The sequence below is a fragment of the Glaciibacter superstes DSM 21135 genome, from assembly GCF_000421145.1.
Classification (GTDB): Bacteria; Actinomycetota; Actinomycetes; order Actinomycetales; family Microbacteriaceae; genus Cryobacterium; species Cryobacterium superstes.
In genome coordinates this window covers 62,769-78,878 of record NZ_ATWH01000016.1, presented here as the reverse complement: position 1 = coordinate 78,878, position 16,110 = coordinate 62,769, and the positions used below count along the sequence as shown (strand labels likewise).

At 66.1% G+C, this 16,110-nt stretch carries 13 protein-coding genes; 8 read left to right on the top strand and 5 right to left on the bottom strand.

What is annotated here, in order from left to right; all coding sequences use genetic code 11:
* Nucleotides 1-5 precede the first annotated feature (5 nt).
* From K323_RS0120335 to K323_RS30300, 4 genes are all read left to right on the top strand, one after another.
* Nucleotides 6-800, top strand: coding sequence for a DUF4194 domain-containing protein (locus tag K323_RS0120335; RefSeq protein ID WP_022887103.1), 795 nt, complete (start codon nt 6-8; stop codon nt 798-800).
* Nucleotides 797-4,153 (top strand): ATP-binding protein, encoded by a 3,357-nt coding sequence (locus K323_RS0120330; RefSeq protein WP_022887102.1) that lies wholly within the window; start codon nt 797-799, stop codon nt 4,151-4,153. The genes K323_RS0120335 and K323_RS0120330 overlap by 4 nt, the downstream gene beginning before the upstream one ends.
* Nucleotides 4,153-5,475, top strand: a complete 1,323-nt coding sequence (locus K323_RS27590) for a Wadjet anti-phage system protein JetD domain-containing protein (protein ID WP_022887101.1) — start codon at nt 4,153-4,155, stop codon at nt 5,473-5,475. Before K323_RS0120330 ends, K323_RS27590 begins: the two co-directional genes overlap by 1 nt.
* A gap of 65 nt (nt 5,476-5,540) precedes the next feature.
* The gene (locus K323_RS30300; RefSeq protein WP_022887100.1) at nt 5,541-5,765 is read left to right on the top strand and encodes a hypothetical protein; all 225 of its coding nucleotides are present in this window, start codon (nt 5,541-5,543) and stop codon (nt 5,763-5,765) included.
* Here K323_RS30300 and K323_RS0120315 read toward each other — a convergent pair.
* Both K323_RS0120315 and K323_RS0120310 read right to left on the bottom strand, forming a co-directional pair.
* A complete protein-coding gene (locus tag K323_RS0120315) occupies nt 5,743-6,162 on the bottom strand; it encodes a DUF1761 domain-containing protein (protein WP_022887099.1) in 420 nt (139 codons plus the stop codon). The two genes, K323_RS30300 and K323_RS0120315, sit on opposite strands and share 23 nt — an antisense overlap.
* A gap of 137 nt (nt 6,163-6,299) precedes the next feature.
* Nucleotides 6,300-6,584 carry a GNAT family N-acetyltransferase gene (locus K323_RS0120310; protein ID WP_026851912.1) on the bottom strand — a complete coding sequence of 95 codons (285 nt, stop codon included), beginning with the start codon at nt 6,582-6,584 and terminating at the stop codon, nt 6,300-6,302.
* 166 nt (nt 6,585-6,750) lie between these two features.
* On the opposite strand from K323_RS0120310, the gene K323_RS0120305 reads away from it, so the two are divergent.
* Complete coding sequence (locus K323_RS0120305) at nt 6,751-7,191, top strand: DUF7715 family protein (RefSeq protein WP_022887097.1); 441 nt, start codon at nt 6,751-6,753, stop codon at nt 7,189-7,191.
* 35 nt (nt 7,192-7,226) lie between these two features.
* On the opposite strand, the gene K323_RS0120300 is transcribed toward K323_RS0120305, so the two are convergent.
* Both K323_RS0120300 and K323_RS27585 read right to left on the bottom strand, forming a co-directional pair.
* Nucleotides 7,227-7,787, bottom strand: coding sequence for a hypothetical protein (locus K323_RS0120300; protein ID WP_157509518.1), 561 nt, complete (start codon nt 7,785-7,787; stop codon nt 7,227-7,229).
* 212 nt (nt 7,788-7,999) lie between these two features.
* Nucleotides 8,000-8,557 (bottom strand): flavin reductase family protein, encoded by a 558-nt coding sequence (locus tag K323_RS27585; RefSeq protein ID WP_022887095.1) that lies wholly within the window; start codon nt 8,555-8,557, stop codon nt 8,000-8,002.
* A gap of 83 nt (nt 8,558-8,640) precedes the next feature.
* Between K323_RS27585 and K323_RS0120290 the strand changes: the two genes are divergently transcribed.
* The gene (locus K323_RS0120290) at nt 8,641-12,384 is read left to right on the top strand and encodes a TM0106 family RecB-like putative nuclease (RefSeq protein ID WP_022887094.1); all 3,744 of its coding nucleotides are present in this window, start codon (nt 8,641-8,643) and stop codon (nt 12,382-12,384) included.
* Between the two features lie 65 nt (nt 12,385-12,449).
* Nucleotides 12,450-13,355 (top strand): DarT ssDNA thymidine ADP-ribosyltransferase family protein, encoded by a 906-nt coding sequence (locus tag K323_RS29130; protein WP_022887093.1) that lies wholly within the window; start codon nt 12,450-12,452, stop codon nt 13,353-13,355.
* 212 nt (nt 13,356-13,567) lie between these two features.
* Here the strand turns inward: K323_RS29130 and K323_RS27575 are convergent, their stop codons facing one another.
* On the bottom strand, nt 13,568-15,343 hold the full coding sequence (locus K323_RS27575; RefSeq protein ID WP_022887092.1) for a BCCT family transporter: 1,776 nt from the start codon (nt 15,341-15,343) through the stop codon (nt 13,568-13,570).
* A gap of 46 nt (nt 15,344-15,389) precedes the next feature.
* On the opposite strand from K323_RS27575, the gene K323_RS27570 reads away from it, so the two are divergent.
* On the top strand, nt 15,390-16,088 hold the full coding sequence (locus K323_RS27570; RefSeq protein ID WP_022887091.1) for a cob(I)yrinic acid a,c-diamide adenosyltransferase: 699 nt from the start codon (nt 15,390-15,392) through the stop codon (nt 16,086-16,088).
* The last annotated feature ends 22 nt before the right edge of the window (nt 16,089-16,110 follow it).

Genomic DNA, 16,110 nt, shown 5'->3' with positions numbered 1-16,110 from the left:
AAACTATGACAGACGAGACAGCAGACACCGCGATGACGGATGCCGAGATGACGGATGCGACGGCAGCGACGGCCCTCTGGCAGGGAGATACCGGCGTGCTCGGCGAGCAGTCGCGGCGGGCGCTGCTCGAACTGGTCAAGGGTCCGTACCTGTCTGGCGCCAAGACGTCGGCACTGTGGTCGGCGTTGCTCGCGGACGAGGGGGCCATCCGTTCGCGCCTGCACGAACTGTTCCTCGAGCTCGTGATCGACCGAGTCGGAGAGTTCGCGTTCGTGCGCAATGTCAGCACCGCCGAACTGGCTGTACCGCGCACCGTGCGCACCGCACCGCTGACCTTTCTCGACACGGCAATGCTGCTCGTGCTGCGCCAGATGTTGCTCGCCAGGGAAGGCGACGGCCGCGTCATCGTCGGGCAGGAGGAGGTGTTCGAGCAGCTGCGCGTCTACCGCACCGCCGACCGCGACGAGAGCGACTTCGACCGACGCCTCAACTCCTCGTGGATGAACATGAAGAACAAGTTGCGCGTCATCCACCAGGCCGGAACGGATGATCGCGCAGAGATCTCGCCGGTGCTGCGACTGATCGTCGACGCCGACCAAATCAGCGCCATCGGTGCCGAGTACCGGCGTATCGCGGCGGGCGGTGGCGACAGTTCCCGCGAGGGGAACGAGGTCGGGATCGACGTCAACCTTGGCGCTGGCTCGGTGTTTGATGCTGACGACGTGGCTGACGGCGCAACGGCTGACGACACAACGGCTGACGACACCGCCGCCGACAACACCACGGAGGAGGAATCATGACTCTGCTCGAAATGCCCGGCGCCGACGAGACCCTCGACCCACACGCTGTCACCGACGCGAATCGCACTATTCACCCCGGCCAGTGGCGGCTCGCCCGCCTCGAGGTGTTGAACTGGGGCACCTTCCACGGGCTCTACTCCATCGACATCGCACGGCAGGGGCACCTCTTCACCGGCGCATCCGGCTCGGGCAAATCATCGCTCCTCGACGCAATCGCCACCGTACTCACCCCCGACAAGTGGTTGCGCTTCAACGCGGCAGCGCAGGAGTCCTCCGCCCGCAACGACGACCGCAGCCTCGTCAGCTATGTGCGCGGCGCCTGGAGCAAGGAAGCAGACGAGACCCTCGACCGCGCCGTCAGTACCTACCTGCGCAAGGGCGCAACCTGGAGCGGCATCCTGCTGCGCTACGAAAACGGCACAGACGCGCCGGTCACCCTCGCACGCCTGTTCCACCTGCGCGGCTCCAGCGTCGACAAGAGCGATCTCAAAGACCTCTGCTTCATCGATCGCAGCGAGGTGAAACTTCTCGACTTCCGCGAACACGTCGAGGCGGGCATCGAGGCCAGGCGCATCAAGGCCGCGTGGCCGGATGCCGTGATCACGACATCCGGAACCCATGCGCCGTTCTATGCACGCATCCGTCGCCTGCTGGGCATCGGCAACCAGAATGCCCTGCACCTGCTGCACAAGACCCAGTCGGCCAAGAATCTCGGCAGCCTTGACCAGCTTTTCCGCTCGTTCATGCTCGACGAACCGGCGACTTTTGCCCGGGCGAAGAACGCCGTCGAACAGTTCGGCGAGCTCAATGAGGCGCACCGGCATGTCGTCGAGCTCCGCAAGCAGGCCGAGCACCTGCGGCGACTCGAGACCTCAATCAGCGACTACGAGAGCGCCGCTGCAACAGCGGCAGAAGCTGAGCGCCTCGGCGGCCTGATCGACCCGTTCCAAGACCACTTCACCCTGCAGCTCGCCGAAGACGACCGAGGCGCACTGCGCGCGCAGCACGCGCGAGCCGAACAGAAATCCGGGCGAGCGGATGCCGCGCGCTCAGAAGCTGAGGAGCACCTGCGCGCCGCCGAACGACGGGCGATGAAACTCGGCGGAGCGGATGCCGCGCAGCTACAGGACCGCATCGCGGATGCCGAGAAGGCGTCAGCAGACACCATTGCCCGGTGGAATCGCTTCGCCGAGCAGCTGGGCAGTGTTGGCATCGATGCGCCGCCGACAGATGGATCCGAGTTCGCCGAACTGCGGGAGTCGTCGCGCCGCGCGCTCGACGAGGCCGCGCCGGCAGCAGCCCACGAGCACGATGACAATAAGCACTTCTTCACGGCGAAGTCCGACCTCGACCGGATCGACCGCGAACTCACGGAGCTGCGCTCACGCAAGAGCAATCTGCCGGCAGCGCTGCTGCTCGCTCGACGGAAGCTCGCCGAAGAACTCGGCCTCAGCGAGTCAGCGCTTCCGTTTGCCGGCGAACTGATCGAAGTACTTCCGGAGTTTGCCGAATGGACCGGCGCGATCGAACGCGTGCTCTACCCGCTGGCCAGCGCCCTGCTGGTGCGCGACGAGCACCTCCGCGAGGTGCGGAGACACGTCGAGCAGCGCAACCTCGGTGCCCGGCTGGTCTTCGAGGCGGTTCCCGCAATCGCCGAGGCACCGCGCGCCGCGAAGACCGAGCGCTCACTGCTCCACCGCATCCGGGTGAGTGACGGCGGTTTCCGTGACTGGTTGCAGTCTCGCGTGGCCGCATCTTTCGACTACGCCTGCGTCGACCACCCAGACGAACTCGACGGCGTCGAGCGCGGCGTGACCATCGGCGGCCAGGTCAAGAAGTCGGCCAGGCGCTACGAGAAGAACGACCGTCACGCGGTCACCGACCGCAGCCAGTGGATCCTCGGCGCCGACAACGAGGCCAAGGTCGACCTGCTGCTTGAGCAGCGCCGCGACGCGGAAGTGCGTCTGAAAGGCGCGCGCGGGCGTCTCGACCGAGCCCAGGCCGAGCGGGATGCCGCAACCAAACGGCGCACCGTTCTGGAGAGTGTGCTCAGCCAGGAATGGGCAGAACTCGACCGCGCGGCCGCCGACGAACTCGTGCGCGCCCGCCGCCGCCAGCTCGACGAACTGACCACCGGTAACACCGAGCTGCAGGGGGCGATTGAGGCCCAGAACGCTGCCCGCGAGCGGTACACCGAAGCAGACAGGGAGGCGAGCCGACTGCGGCTGGCTCTCAGCCAGGTCGAAGCCCAGCTCGCGGAAGTTGAAGAGCTCATAACCGGGCTCGCCGGCCGATGGGCAGCAGATGCGCTGACGGGTGCCGACTCGGCCACGCTGGAGGCACGTTACCGCTCCGTGCAGCGCAAGATCGACCGTCGAAACATCGGTGACGTCGGCCGAAAGGTCAGTGACTCCCTGCACGGGGAGGCGCGTGCCGCCCAGAAGCGCCTGAACGACGCGCAGTCCTCGTTCGTCGACGGAGCCGGCGATTTCAAGCGCAACTGGCCCGCGGCATCCGGCGACCTGACAACCTCGATCGACGACCGCGGTGGCTACCGTGCCCTACTCGAGGGCATTGTCGCGCGCGGACTTCCAGAGCACGAAGGCAACTTCCTGAAACTGCTGCGGGAGAAGTCGCGCGACCTGATCGGCCACCTGCTCTCCGACATCCGTGATGCGCCGAAGCTGGTCGAAGACCGCATTGAACCGGTCAACGCGTCGCTCGGGCGCTCGCGGTTCGACGTCGAACGTTACCTGCGCATCGAGGTGAAGACGCGTCGTGCGCCGGAGGTCAAGGAGTTCATGGCCGACCTGAAGACGGTTGTCGACGGCGCCTGGAACGATGAAGATCTGGCTTCGGCCGAGCGTCGCTTCGCGGTATTGAACGGCATCATGCAGCGGTTGGCTTCTGGCGACAATGCCGACGCGGCGTGGCGACGACGCTGCCTCGACACCCGCGAGCACGTCACGTTCATGGCGCATGAGGTCGACTTGGCGGGGCGCACCGTGAACGTGCACGACTCGAGCGCGGGGCTCTCTGGCGGGCAGCGGCAGAAGCTGGTGATCTTCTGCCTCGCGGCAGCGTTGCGCTATCAGCTGGCCGCCGACGAAGACGACCTGCCATCGTATGCGACGATTATCCTCGATGAGGCGTTCGACAAGGCAGACAGTCGCTACACCCGCATGGCGATGGACGTGTTCGTCGAGTTCGGATTCCACATGATCCTCGCCACGCCGGAGAAGCTGTTGCAGACCATCGAACCGTATGTCGGCGCGGTGACGTCGATCACGAACCCGACCCGCAGGGAATCCCACGCGGCCAGCGTGGCGTTCCGGGTGGGCGACGAGGCCTGATGGTGGCCGCTCGCGCCATGGCTGGTCGCGCCATGGCTGGTCGCTCCATGGTGACCGTTGTCGAGGCGCGGGAACGGGCTCGCAAACAAGTCGAGCAGAAGCAGCGGGAGTGGGCGGCCGTCGGCGTTGCTGGTGGTGACGACGCGGTGCTCGAGATTGTGTTGCACCCGCCGACCGAGCGATCCGCGCTGGCCGACCAGGCAGGCGCAATCGGCTGGGTGCGTTCCTGGCGGGCGGTGTCGGATGCCACCGACAGCGGCGCCGCTGTCGGCACGGGTGTCACCGTGCACTGGGGAGACCGGCACTGGCCGAGTATCGGAGCCCAGAGTGTGCCGGAGCGGTGCGTGCTGCGGGGAGCGGATGCGATCGCCGCCTTCGCCGGAGCGGCTCCAGCACGCGAGTGGCGAACGCTGCGTGAACGTGCGGTGCGGCTGCGCGCGGCCTTCGCCTCGGCATCCGTCGCCCCGGTGCCTGCTGACCCGGTGCCTGCTGACTTGGTGCCTGCTGACCCGGTGTCTGCTGACTTGGTGCCGGTTGACCCTTCGACGCCGGTGCCTCCCGACACGCTTGCGGCAGCGATTCGCACCCATGCCCGCACGCTACAGCGCTTGGCCGAGAAGGACTTCGCGACCCTTCTCGAGGTGGTGAGATGGCTGGCCGAGCATCCGGCATCAGGCTGGCGGATTCGGCAGTTGCCGATTCGGGGGATCGACACGAAGTGGCTGGAGGGGCACCGGTCCGTCGTTGAGGCACTGCATTCTGCGGTCAGCGGGCGGGAATCGCTGGGGTTGATTGAGGCGCCGAACCTGGTGCGGGTGCGATTTCTCGACCCGGCGTTGCGCCCTGGCGGGTTGTGCGATGTGATCGCACCCGTTGACGAGCTGGCAGCGCTGCATGTCACGCCGCGCACCGTGTTTGTGTTCGAGAACCTCGAGACGGTGCTCGCGATGCCCGAGCTGCCGGGGGCCGTCGTGGTGCACGGTGGTGGGTATGCGGCGCGGCGGCTGCGGGGTATTCCGTGGATCCAGACTGGGCACATTGTCTATTGGGGAGACCTCGATTCCGACGGCTTCGCCATCCTGCACGTGCTGCGCACCGGCTGTGCTGACGTGACAAGCGTGCTCATGGACGAGGGGACGCTGCTCGGGTATCGCGACCTGTGGGTGCCGGAGCCAAAGGCGGCGGTGGGAACGTATCCGACGCTGGCGGCCAGTGAACAGCAGACACTGGAGCGCATTCGGGCCGAGGGAAACGTTCGGCTCGAGCAAGAGCGGATTCCGTGGGCGGTCGCGCTCGAGCGACTGGTGGCCTTCACTACCTGAGTATGCAGGGCCGTCCGGCGCCTCGCGGTCTTGAGCTAGTCCAGTGGACTAACTAAAGTGGAAGCATGGCCGACCTGGTGCCTCACTGCGATGAAGTGGTGCGCTTCGGAGGCTTGCGGGGTCAGGTCTGGGTCGCCGATGATGCATTCGCCTGGCCAGGTCCTGAGATTGAGGCCATGTTCTACGGCGACGAGCCACCCCACCTGAGCGTCGCCGGCAGCCGTGATCCTGCTGGATACGAACGCGCTGTTGGAGAACGGATGCCGGCTACGCCGGCCAGACGCCGATGATGATGGCCATGATCACGACGGTGACGAGCTCGTGCGAGATGTTGAGGATCGTCAGCCCGCCCGGACGCTGATCGAACGCGTCGTGGGTGACGAAGCGGGCTGCGGTGAACCCGGCCCAGAGCATCAGCGCGGTGACGATGGCGTTGACCAGGAAATTGCCGCCGTAGAAGTCCCAGGCGATGTAGGCGGCGCCGGCGAGCACCCATGCGGTGATGAAGCTCACCAGGAGGGTGACCACGATCGGGATGACTGCGTCTGACGTCTTGCCAGACGGCTTCGACCCCGACATCTTCATCCAGTAGTTGCCGAAAACCTTCGGCGTGTACCAGATCGAGCCGACGATCATGCTCGAGAGGGTGGCCAGGATCACTGCCCAGTAGTTGATCTCGGGAACCATGATCGTCCTTTCGGCGTGGGGTGTGCGACACGGCGTCGTGTTGCAGCCCAGCCTATGACCGTTCGCTTGCCTGCCGCCGTCGACACGGTGTCGACACGGGGTCGACTCTCCGGAAGTGGCCGACGAGATGAGTGCGTCTAGCGGCTGAGCAGCCCCTGTCGCTCCGGCCTGGCTTCGAACCATTCGCCGACGAACCAGCAGCTCGGCACGACTCGGTACCCGGTGGTGGCCTCGATGTCGTTGACCGTGTACTCCACCAGTTCAGACGCGAAGCCGTTGCCCCGGAACGGCGGCTGCGTGAAAGAACGGGTCAGTGCGATGGAGTTGCCGCTGATCGCATAATCGAGCACACCGACCAGCTGATCGTCGATGCGCAGCGCGTAACGGCGGGCATCCGGTTCGTGGGTGAAGTCCTTGGCCATGGTTCCAGCGTAACTCGAGACGCGTGCAGCCGACGGCGTGCGTCGAACGGATGCCCGGAGCCGCAGCATCCGTCACCGGAGCGAGCCGGCAGACTGGCGCGTGCGCGGCGCTGCCCGGCGGGAGGCGATGTCGGTGGGTGTGTCTACTGTCTGAAGCATCTACTCGATGACGCTCGTGCCAGAGAACATGGAGAAGGTCATGAAGGCTCTGGTAGCGACTGGCGAGACGCAAGGCGCTCGGCAAAGCGATTTCACCCACTGTGTCGACGGGGAACTGGTGTGGATGCTCGATCCGTGCCCGACCAGTATGCGCAGTCCCGACGGTCCGTGTGCGTGTGGGCGTTCGTTCTCGGGGATGAGCTCCCACGGGTACACGACCACGGCGCTGGTGCGCGACATCCCCTGGCTCACGGAGGGAAACTATGCGGCGGCGATGCGGGCCAGCTTCGACGCCAACGGATGGTGCTCGTGCTGTCGGATGCGCCCGGTTCCGACGCTCATCCGCGAACTGACCGAGCGTGCGGCGGCGCTTCCGGTTGGCGCGGTGGTGGAAAGACGGCTGAACGAGGTGGTCGAACGCGCTCCGGCTGATTCGGCCCGTGAGTGATTCGGGACGCTGCCGGGGTAGGGCAAGGAACAGGGTCAGGGAATGTCGGGGCTGGCGAGTTGGATCGAGAGCACCGCTTCACCGGGCACGGAGGCGTCGGCGCCGACGACGACGAACCAGGCAGACGCCTCTTCTGTGCCGCTGGTCATGGCATTGAGGAAGACGCCGCCGTCGTTCGAAGTCTCGAGTGTGATCCACCCTGAGGGTTCCAGTGACGCGACCAGCGCGGTGGCAATCGAGACGGCATCCGCCGCCGGATCGAGCGTGATCGTGCGCAGGATGCCGTAATAGCGCCCGTCGGATTCGGCCTTCTCCACGAGCTGGGAGTGGTCGTCGACGTTGACGATGAGCGCCGGGTCGACGAGCGCCTGGATCGCATCGGCGACGCGCGTCGATTCCGCCTGCGCGGAGGCGTCGGTGAGCTCACCCGGCATGACCGGCGTGAGCGCCGTAGGGGTGACGGATGCCGGTGGCGCCGTCGCAGAGGGAGCAGGCGTTGACCGGTCGGCAGGCGGGGGTTCGCTGCTGATGCTGCCCGTGCAGCCGGTGAGGGTGAGCGCACCGAGGAGCACCACCGCTGCCAACACCGTTCTCATTCGGGCAAGTCTAGACGCGACGGCTCACAACAGCATGGCAACGGATGCTGCTGCTCGCGAGTCGTCGTGGTCGCGTTAGCGACGCGCGATGCGCGACGCCGCGCAGCGCTCGCCAGCCCGGCACCCGAAAATGCCCTGGGCACCCACAATTTCGGGTGCCCAGGGCACGATCGGGTGCCCAGGCCGGGTCGGCGCGCACGAGTTGCGGCGGACTACAGTCGCGTGTACGCCGACCGGAACCGTATCAGCGGCCGAGTGGCCGGCCCCGCCGAGCTCCCCATCGCGGTGACCTCGCCGATGAACAGGCTGTGCGTCGCGGCCTCGTGCACCGCGATCGTGCGCAGCTCGAACCAGGCGAGCGAGCCGATGATCAGCGGCACGCCGTTCTCTTCGCGGCGGAACGTTGGCACCTGTGCCAGCTGACCGATCAGCGGCCGACCCGACCCGCTCAGCTGGTCTGCCACCGAGATCTGCGATGAGGAGAGCAGGCTCAGGCCCCACCGGCCAGAGCCCTGCACCGCCTCCGCGATCTGCGAGAGCGAGTCGAGGCTGACCAGCATGGTCGGCGGATCGAACGAGACCGCCAGGTAATCTGTGACCGTTGCGGCGCTGTCATAACCGCGGTGGCGCGTCGAAGCGACGCCAACACCCTTCGCAGACTGCCCGCTCAGCTGGCGGAACGCATCCGTGTCGGTCTGCGTGAATGTGCCGGCCAACGGATGCTCGGACCACTCCGGTTCGGAGCGCGGCGTGCCTCGATCAGACTGCATGATGCCACCTTAGACGCCGAGGGCGGGGCGGGTGTCGGTGGCTGCGGATACGCTCGGGTGACGAGTAGACGAGAGGACTTTCGATGTTCCTGCTTGACGGCGATGTTGTCACCAGCGCGAGCGACCTGACCGCGGCCTCGAAGTGTGAGTTCGCCTTCCTGCGCAAGCTCGACGCGAAACTCGGCCGCATCGAGGCCGTGCCAGACGCGGAAGACGCCATGCTCGAACGCACCGCCCGCCTCGGCGACGAGCACGAGGAACGCGTGCTCGAGAACTATCGGCGGCACCGCACCACCGGTGGTGGCGCAGCCGGCGCCCGAGACACCATCGGCGTCGTGGCCGAGATCGAACGCCCAGAACGGATGTCCCGCGACCTCCTCGAGGCGGCCGCAGGCGAGACCGAACAGGCCTTCGCCAGCGACGCCGACGTCGTCTTCCAGGCCACGTTCTTCGACGACACCTTCGGCAGGGTCAGCGGCTCGGTCTTCAACGGCTCAGTCGCAAACACGGCATTCATCGGGTTCGCCGACTTCATCGTGCGCCAGGGCGACGGCTCCTGGCTCGTGCAAGACACCAAACTCGCCCGCACCGCCCGCGTCACCGCGCTGCTGCAGGTCGCTGCATACGCGGAGCAACTCGAACGCATCGGGCTGCGTCCCTCAGAGAACGTTGAACTCCTCCTCGGCGACGGAACCGTCAGCACCCACCGGCTCAGCGACATCCGCCCGGTGTATCGCAAACGCCGTGAGCGCCTGCTGCAGATCATCGACGAGAGGCTCAGTTCGCCGGATGCCGCGCCCGTCGCGTGGGGCGACCCGCGCTACACCGTCTGCGGACGCTGCGACACCTGCGAAGCCGAGGTGCAGGAGCACCGCGACCTTCTCCTCGTTGCCGGAATGCGCCCCACCCAGCGGGCAAAGCTCGCCGAAGCCGGGATCCACACGATCGACGAGCTCGCGGCACTCGTCGGCCGCGCCGGTTCTGACGCCACGGCCGGCGAATCCTTCATCGGCAGCGTCGAGGGTATCGCCGTCTCCACACTCACGGGCCTGAGCGTGCAGGCCCGACTGCAACTCGACGCCGTCGAAGGCGAACCGCCGCCGGTCGTCGTCTACAACGCACCCGGTCTCGCCGTGCTGCCGGAGCCGAACCCGGGCGACATCTTCTTCGACTTCGAGGGCGACCCGCTCTACACCGAGGGCGCCGGCGAACAATGGGGACTCGACTACCTGTTCGGCCTCATCGAACCCGACGGCACATTCCGCGCCTTCTGGGCACACACCTGGCGTGAAGAGAAGCAGGCGCTCCGCGATTTTCTCGACTATCTCGCCGATCGACGCGCCCGGTACCCGGGCATGCACATCTACCACTACGCCTCCTACGAACGCACTCACCTGCTGAGCATCGCCGCCCGCCACGGCATCGGCGAAGACGAGATCGACCAGCTGCTGCGCGACAACGCCCTCGTCGACCTCTACCCGCTGGTGAAGAAGACCGTGCGGGTCGGGTCGCGCTCCTACTCGATCAAGAAGCTCGAACCGCTGTATATGGGTGCCCAGTTGCGCGAGGGCGAGGTCACCAACGCCGCCGATTCGATCACCGAGTACGCCACGGCACGCCAGCGGCACGAGCTCGGCTCGGTCGTCGAAGCCCAACGGATGCTCGACTCCATCGGCGATTACAACCGTTACGACTGCGTGTCCACGCTGCGCCTGCGCGACTGGTTGCTTGAGCGGGCGAGTGAGAACGGTGTTGCCATCGCCGGTCCGCTGCCCGAAACGGATGTCGTCGATCTTCTGCCATCACCCTTGCGTGACGCGCTGCTCGTGCTGGCCGGGGGGACGGGCGGCTCAGCGGAAGGTGCAGCGGACGGAGCCGAGCCACACGGGATGCCGATCTCGTCTGGCGCGCCGGTCATCCCCGACCGCACGCCAGATCAGACGGCCGCCGCGTTCGCCGCCGCCGCCATCGACTATCACCAGCGAGAGCACAAGAGCTTCTGGTGGGGACACTTCTTTCGCCTCGAGTATCCGATCGATGAATGGCAAGACACCCGCGACGTGCTCGTGGTAGACGATTTCACGGTCGTGCGTGACTGGTATCGCGAAGGCAACCAGCGCACCGACCGCCGTGAGTTGCGGCTGCGAGGGCGACTCGCGCCCGGCAGCAGTATCAAACCCGGAAATCAGCCTGGCCCGTACCTTCTCTATGAGCACCCTGGCCCGTTCGAGAACTCCGACACCAGAGACGACGCCCGCGCGTATTGCCGCGTGCGAGTGCTCGAGGTCGCCGACGACGGGAGCATCCTCGTTGAAGAGATGCTTGCGAAAGACACGGCGCCCTACAATCGTCGGCCGAGTGCCCTGGCTCCGGCCGCCCCGCCCCCGCCTGGCCAGCAGAAGCCCGCGATCGCCGAGTGGGCACAGGCCATCGTCGACACGCAGCCGGCCTGGCCGCAGGAGCCGATGGTCGACATCCTGCGCCGTGTGCCGCCGCGCACGCGATCGGGCGTGCTGGCACCGGTGCCTGACGAGGCTGATGCACCCGCACTGATCAGCGGAACCGCCCGCATCGACGCGGTGGTGGCGAGCCTCCAGGACCTCGACCGCTCTTACCTCGCCGTGCAAGGGCCTCCTGGCACCGGGAAGACCTACCTCGGCGCCCACGTGATCACCGCGCTGGTGCGTGAGCACGGCTGGAAGATCGGAGTCGTCGCCCAGTCGCACGCCGTCGTGGAGAACCTGCTCGGCGCCGTGGTCAAGGCCGGGCTCGACCGATCGCTGGTCGGCAAAGGGCTGAAGAGTGGTTCCGATGTGACGGATGCCGAATTCACGATCCTGCCCAAAGACGGCCAGCTGATGTTCGCGGCCGAGCACGCCAACACTGGGTTTGTCGTCGGCGGCACCGCCTGGGACTTCAGCCACCCGGCTCGTGTTCCCCGCCACTCGCTTGACCTGCTCGTGATCGACGAAGCCGGGCAGTTCTCGCTCGCCTCGACCATCGCCGCGAGCGTCGCCGCCGACAACCTGTTGCTGCTCGGCGACCCGCAGCAACTGCCGCAGGTCAGCCAGGGCACACACCCGGAGCCGATCGACCAGTCTGCCCTCGGCTGGGTGAGTGCCGGGCACGATGTGCTGCCGGTCGAGCTCGGATACTTCCTCGCCGAGAGCCGTCGCATGCACCCGGCGGTCACCGCGCCGGTGTCGCGTCTGTCGTATGAGGGGCAGTTGCACGCGCATCCGGTCGCCGCCACCCGTTCGCTTGAAGGCGTCGAACCTGGCTTGCACGTTGTGCCGGTCGTGCACACGGGCAACTCTGTAGAGTCGCCAGAGGAGGCCGAGGTTGTGGTGTCGCTCGTGGGGGCCGCACTCGGCAGGCGGTGGATAGACCCAACAGAAGACCGCTTCGATGAGCCGATCACCGAAGACGACATCATCGTGGTCACGCCGTACAACGCACAGCTCGCGATGGTGCGGGATGCGCTCCTCGACGCCGGATTCCCGACGGTGCGGGTGGGCACGGTTGACAAGTTCCAGGGGCAGGAGGCAGCGATCGCCATCGTGAGCCTCGCGGCATCCTCTGCAGACGACGTGCCCCGCGGCATGGGGTTCCTGATCATGAAGAACCGCCTGAACGTGGCGATCTCCCGGGCGAAATGGGCGGCATACCTGGTGTATTCGCCGGCGCTCACCGAGTACCTGTCGGTGACTCCGGCCGGGGTTGCCGAGCTCAGCGCATTCATCACACTCGTCGAATCGGGGGAGAATGACCCCTCTCCGATGCCCAAGACGGAGAAAGAGTCGCCGCAGCACCCGAAACCCGCGTAACGTGGAGAGGTGGACTCCTTTCTCCCCGAACTGGGAATGGAGCCGCACAACGAGAGGGTTCGCCTTTGAGCGACGAGTGTATCCACGGACTGGAAGATCAACTCTGTGCAACCTGCTTTCCGAAGGCGGTACCGGAAGGGGCCAGGTCCGCTCCGCAGGCCAAGCCGCGTGCAAGTCGTGCGCGGGAAGCGGCTAGCCCCACCACGCTTCGCACGGCACGGGTCGCCCCGGTCGCAACAACCGCTTCAGCGCGCCGCACTGCCTCCACACGCACGGCCAGGGCCGGCCGCGGCGCCGGCGCGGCTTCTGCTTCCGATGTTGGCGAACTACGCATCTACCACGTCACCCACATCAGCAACCTCCCCGGCATTCTCGGCGCAGACGCCCTGTTCGCCGACGCGAATGAGGCCTGGAACCAGCGCCCGACGGTCGACATCTCCTCCGCTGAGAACCGCGCCGCGCGGCGCGCAATACCGCTCGCGGGCCAGGACGATCGCAACGTCGCCGGCTTTGTGCCCTTCTTCCTGTCGCCGAATTCGAGTGTGTGGAACAACATCCGTTCATTCGAGGCTGACCCGCGGCTCTCCCCAGACGCCCAGGAATGGACGATCTTCGACTTCGTTGTTCTGGTCAGCACGGTCGGCGCTGCTGACACGGCAACCGACGACACGTCGGCGTCCGTTGCGGTGACCGACGGAGACGCGGTCGGACCCCTCACTCGGTTCGCGACGACACCCGAAGCGCGCGCACGGATGCTGAACAAGCATCGGGCAGACCTGACTGCGGTCTCGACTCTGGCGGCCGAATTTCTCGTGCCAGAGGTGTATCCGTTCGAAAAGGTCTCGCTCATCGGCGTCGCGAACGACAAAGTACGTGAGGTGGTCAGGGGAGTGCTCGCCACCGCGGCACACCGACCGAAGGTGTCGGTCTACCCGCCGTGGTTCCAGCCGACGGATGATGGTCCGCTCTAGCCTGCAGAGCTCGCCGCTCCGCGCCGACTGCAGTAACTGCTTCGGCGAGCCACTGGCTCGACGGGAAAGCTGCGTTTTCGAGATCGGCTTGCGAGGGTTTCGAGCGCCGGATTGAGGAGCGCGCGAAGCGTGCATCTCGAAATTACGCCGCTTCGTTCCTCAGCGGCTCCTCAACCAGCGAAATTGGAGCCTGGCTTCGCCGTCCCGGTGCGTCAGGGCTCCGGATGAAGCGGCGACGGCGCATCTGGGATGCCGTCCCCGTCGGTATCTATTGTCAGGTGCGGATCCGTCACTTCGTCTGTCACCGGGCGGGTGAATGGCACCGACGCCAGGTTCTCCGACGCTGTACGGACGGGGCCCAGCTGTCGCTGCCGCAGCGGATCTCGGCGCAAATCGACATAGAGCGACACGCACAAACCGATGATGATCAGCACAAACGGTGTCGCTGCGAGGATCGTGAATGTCTGCAGCGCTCCGAGTCCGCCGACGTACAGCAACACCGCCGCGACCGCACCGGTCAGCACAGCCCAGAGGATGACCAGGGGTTTCCACGGTTCCTTGCGGCCGCGACTCGACAGGGTTCCGAGAACGAGCGCGCCGGCATCCGCCCCACTGACGAAGAAGACCGCGGTCAGTACCATGACGACAAGCGCCGTGCCGATGAAGAACGGATAGTGCTGCAGCGCAGCGAAGAAGCCCGCCGCCTCATCGCCGGTGCCGGCGATATCGACACCGTTCAGCTGCAGGTTCAAACCGGCGCCGCCGAAGATCGCGAACCAGAGCACGCTCACCCCGGTCGGAACCAGCATCACGCCGAGTACAAACTCCCGGATCGTGCGGCCGCGTGAGATGCGAGCGATGAACGTGCCGACGAACGGGGTCCACGAGATCCACCACGCCCAGTAGAAGATGGTCCAGCTGGCGAGCCAGTCCGTTCCGCCGAACACTGCGGAATGGAAGCTCATCGGAACGAGTTCGGTCAGGTATGACCCGATCGACGACGGGATCAGGTCGAGGATAAACACGGTCGGTCCGGCGACGAAGACGAACGTCAGCAGCACGGCAGCGAGCACCATGTTGGTGTTGCTGAGCCACTTGATACCTTTCGACACCCCGCTGGCCGCTGAGAACACCACACCGACCGTCAAGACACAGATGATGATGATCGGCAGGCCCGTGCCTGGGTCGTCGACGAACTCTCCGGTCTGCAACAGGGAGATTCCGGCGGCGATCTGCAGTGCGCCGAGGCCGAGCGAGGTTGCCGACCCGAACTTGGTGCAGATGATCGCCAGGATGTCGATCGGCTTGCCCCAGCCCTTCTTCTCGATCCGGTCCCGGCCGAAGAGCGCTTGGAACGGCGCACTCATCAGGTTGCCACGACCCATGCGATAAGTGGAATATGCCAGGGCGAGTCCGACGACCGCGTAGATCGCCCAGGGGTGCAGGCCCCAGTGGAAGAGCGTGTATGCCATCGCGGCATTGGCTGCCTCCGGGCTCCCTGGCGCGGCATCCACGAACGGAGGTGGGTCCGCCAGGTGTGTGACCGGTTCATATACCCCGAAGAACATGAGTCCGATGCCCATGCCGGCGCTGAACATCATCGCCACCCAGGAGAGGGTCGAGAACTCGGTGCCCTGACCCTCGCGGGAGAGCGGAATGCTGCCGTAGCGCCCGAACGCCAGCACGAGCGCGAACACCACGAATGCCGACGCGCCGAGGATGAACAGCCAGCCCAGGTTCGTCGTCACCCAGGCGAGGGCGGATGCGGCAACGCCACCGATGGCCTCGGTGAAGAAGACGCCGAGCAGGCAGATGACGAGGATGATGCCGGCTGACACACCGAAGACGGTCTTGTCCACCGTTGCCCAGCCCTGTCGTGGCGGCACCGAAATAGCATCGCCGAGCGCCGAGTGGCCGGCTACGTCATCCGTCTCCCTGTCTTCGGGCTGCGGGTCTGTTGCTGAGTCATCCGATTTCTCGTGGGACATTTTCCCAATCTAACCCTCCTGCGGGGTTGTGACTATAGTGGCCGTTATGGCTGAACTCGAGAATTCCGACGCGGCTGAACCGGCCTACTACACGCGCGAGGGTGATCACGGGCGCACAATCTTCGGCCGGCACGGCGAAGTATCGAAAACGGATGTGCGGGTCGCCGCGTACGCAGACTGTGACGAAGCAAACGCCGCAGTCAGCGTCGCAATGGCCGGAGGCGGGCTGCCGATCGAGGTGACGTCAACTCTCGCCAGCGTGCAGAACGACCTCTTCGACGTGGTGGCAGACCTGGCCGTGCCGTTCGACAGTGACGAGGAGGCGGCCGCGCGCATTCGCGAGTCGCATGTTAAACGGCTTGAGCGAGCGGTCGACCATTTTGCGCAGGAGGCGAAGGACCTGAGTGGTTTTGTGCTGCCTGGCGGCACGATCGCGGCTGCCCTGTTGTACATGGCGCGGTGTGTGGTTCGTCGAGCCGAGCGCGCGGTGTGGCTATCCATCGAGGCGCATCCCGATGCGGTGAATCCCCTGACAGCCGTGTACCTGAATCGACTGTCTTCGCTCTTGTTCGTGATGGCGCGCGGTGCGAACGTGGAGCACGGCGACATCACGTGGGTGCCGGAGGCCTCCGCTCTGGCAATGGCGCAGGAAGACCCTGCCAAGGCCGATACTCCGGCAACACCGTTCCCCACCGAGTCGGGTGCGGAGTCGGGTGCGGAGTCGGCGGAGGGTCACGCCGAATAGGTGACTCTGCCGCGTCATCCGC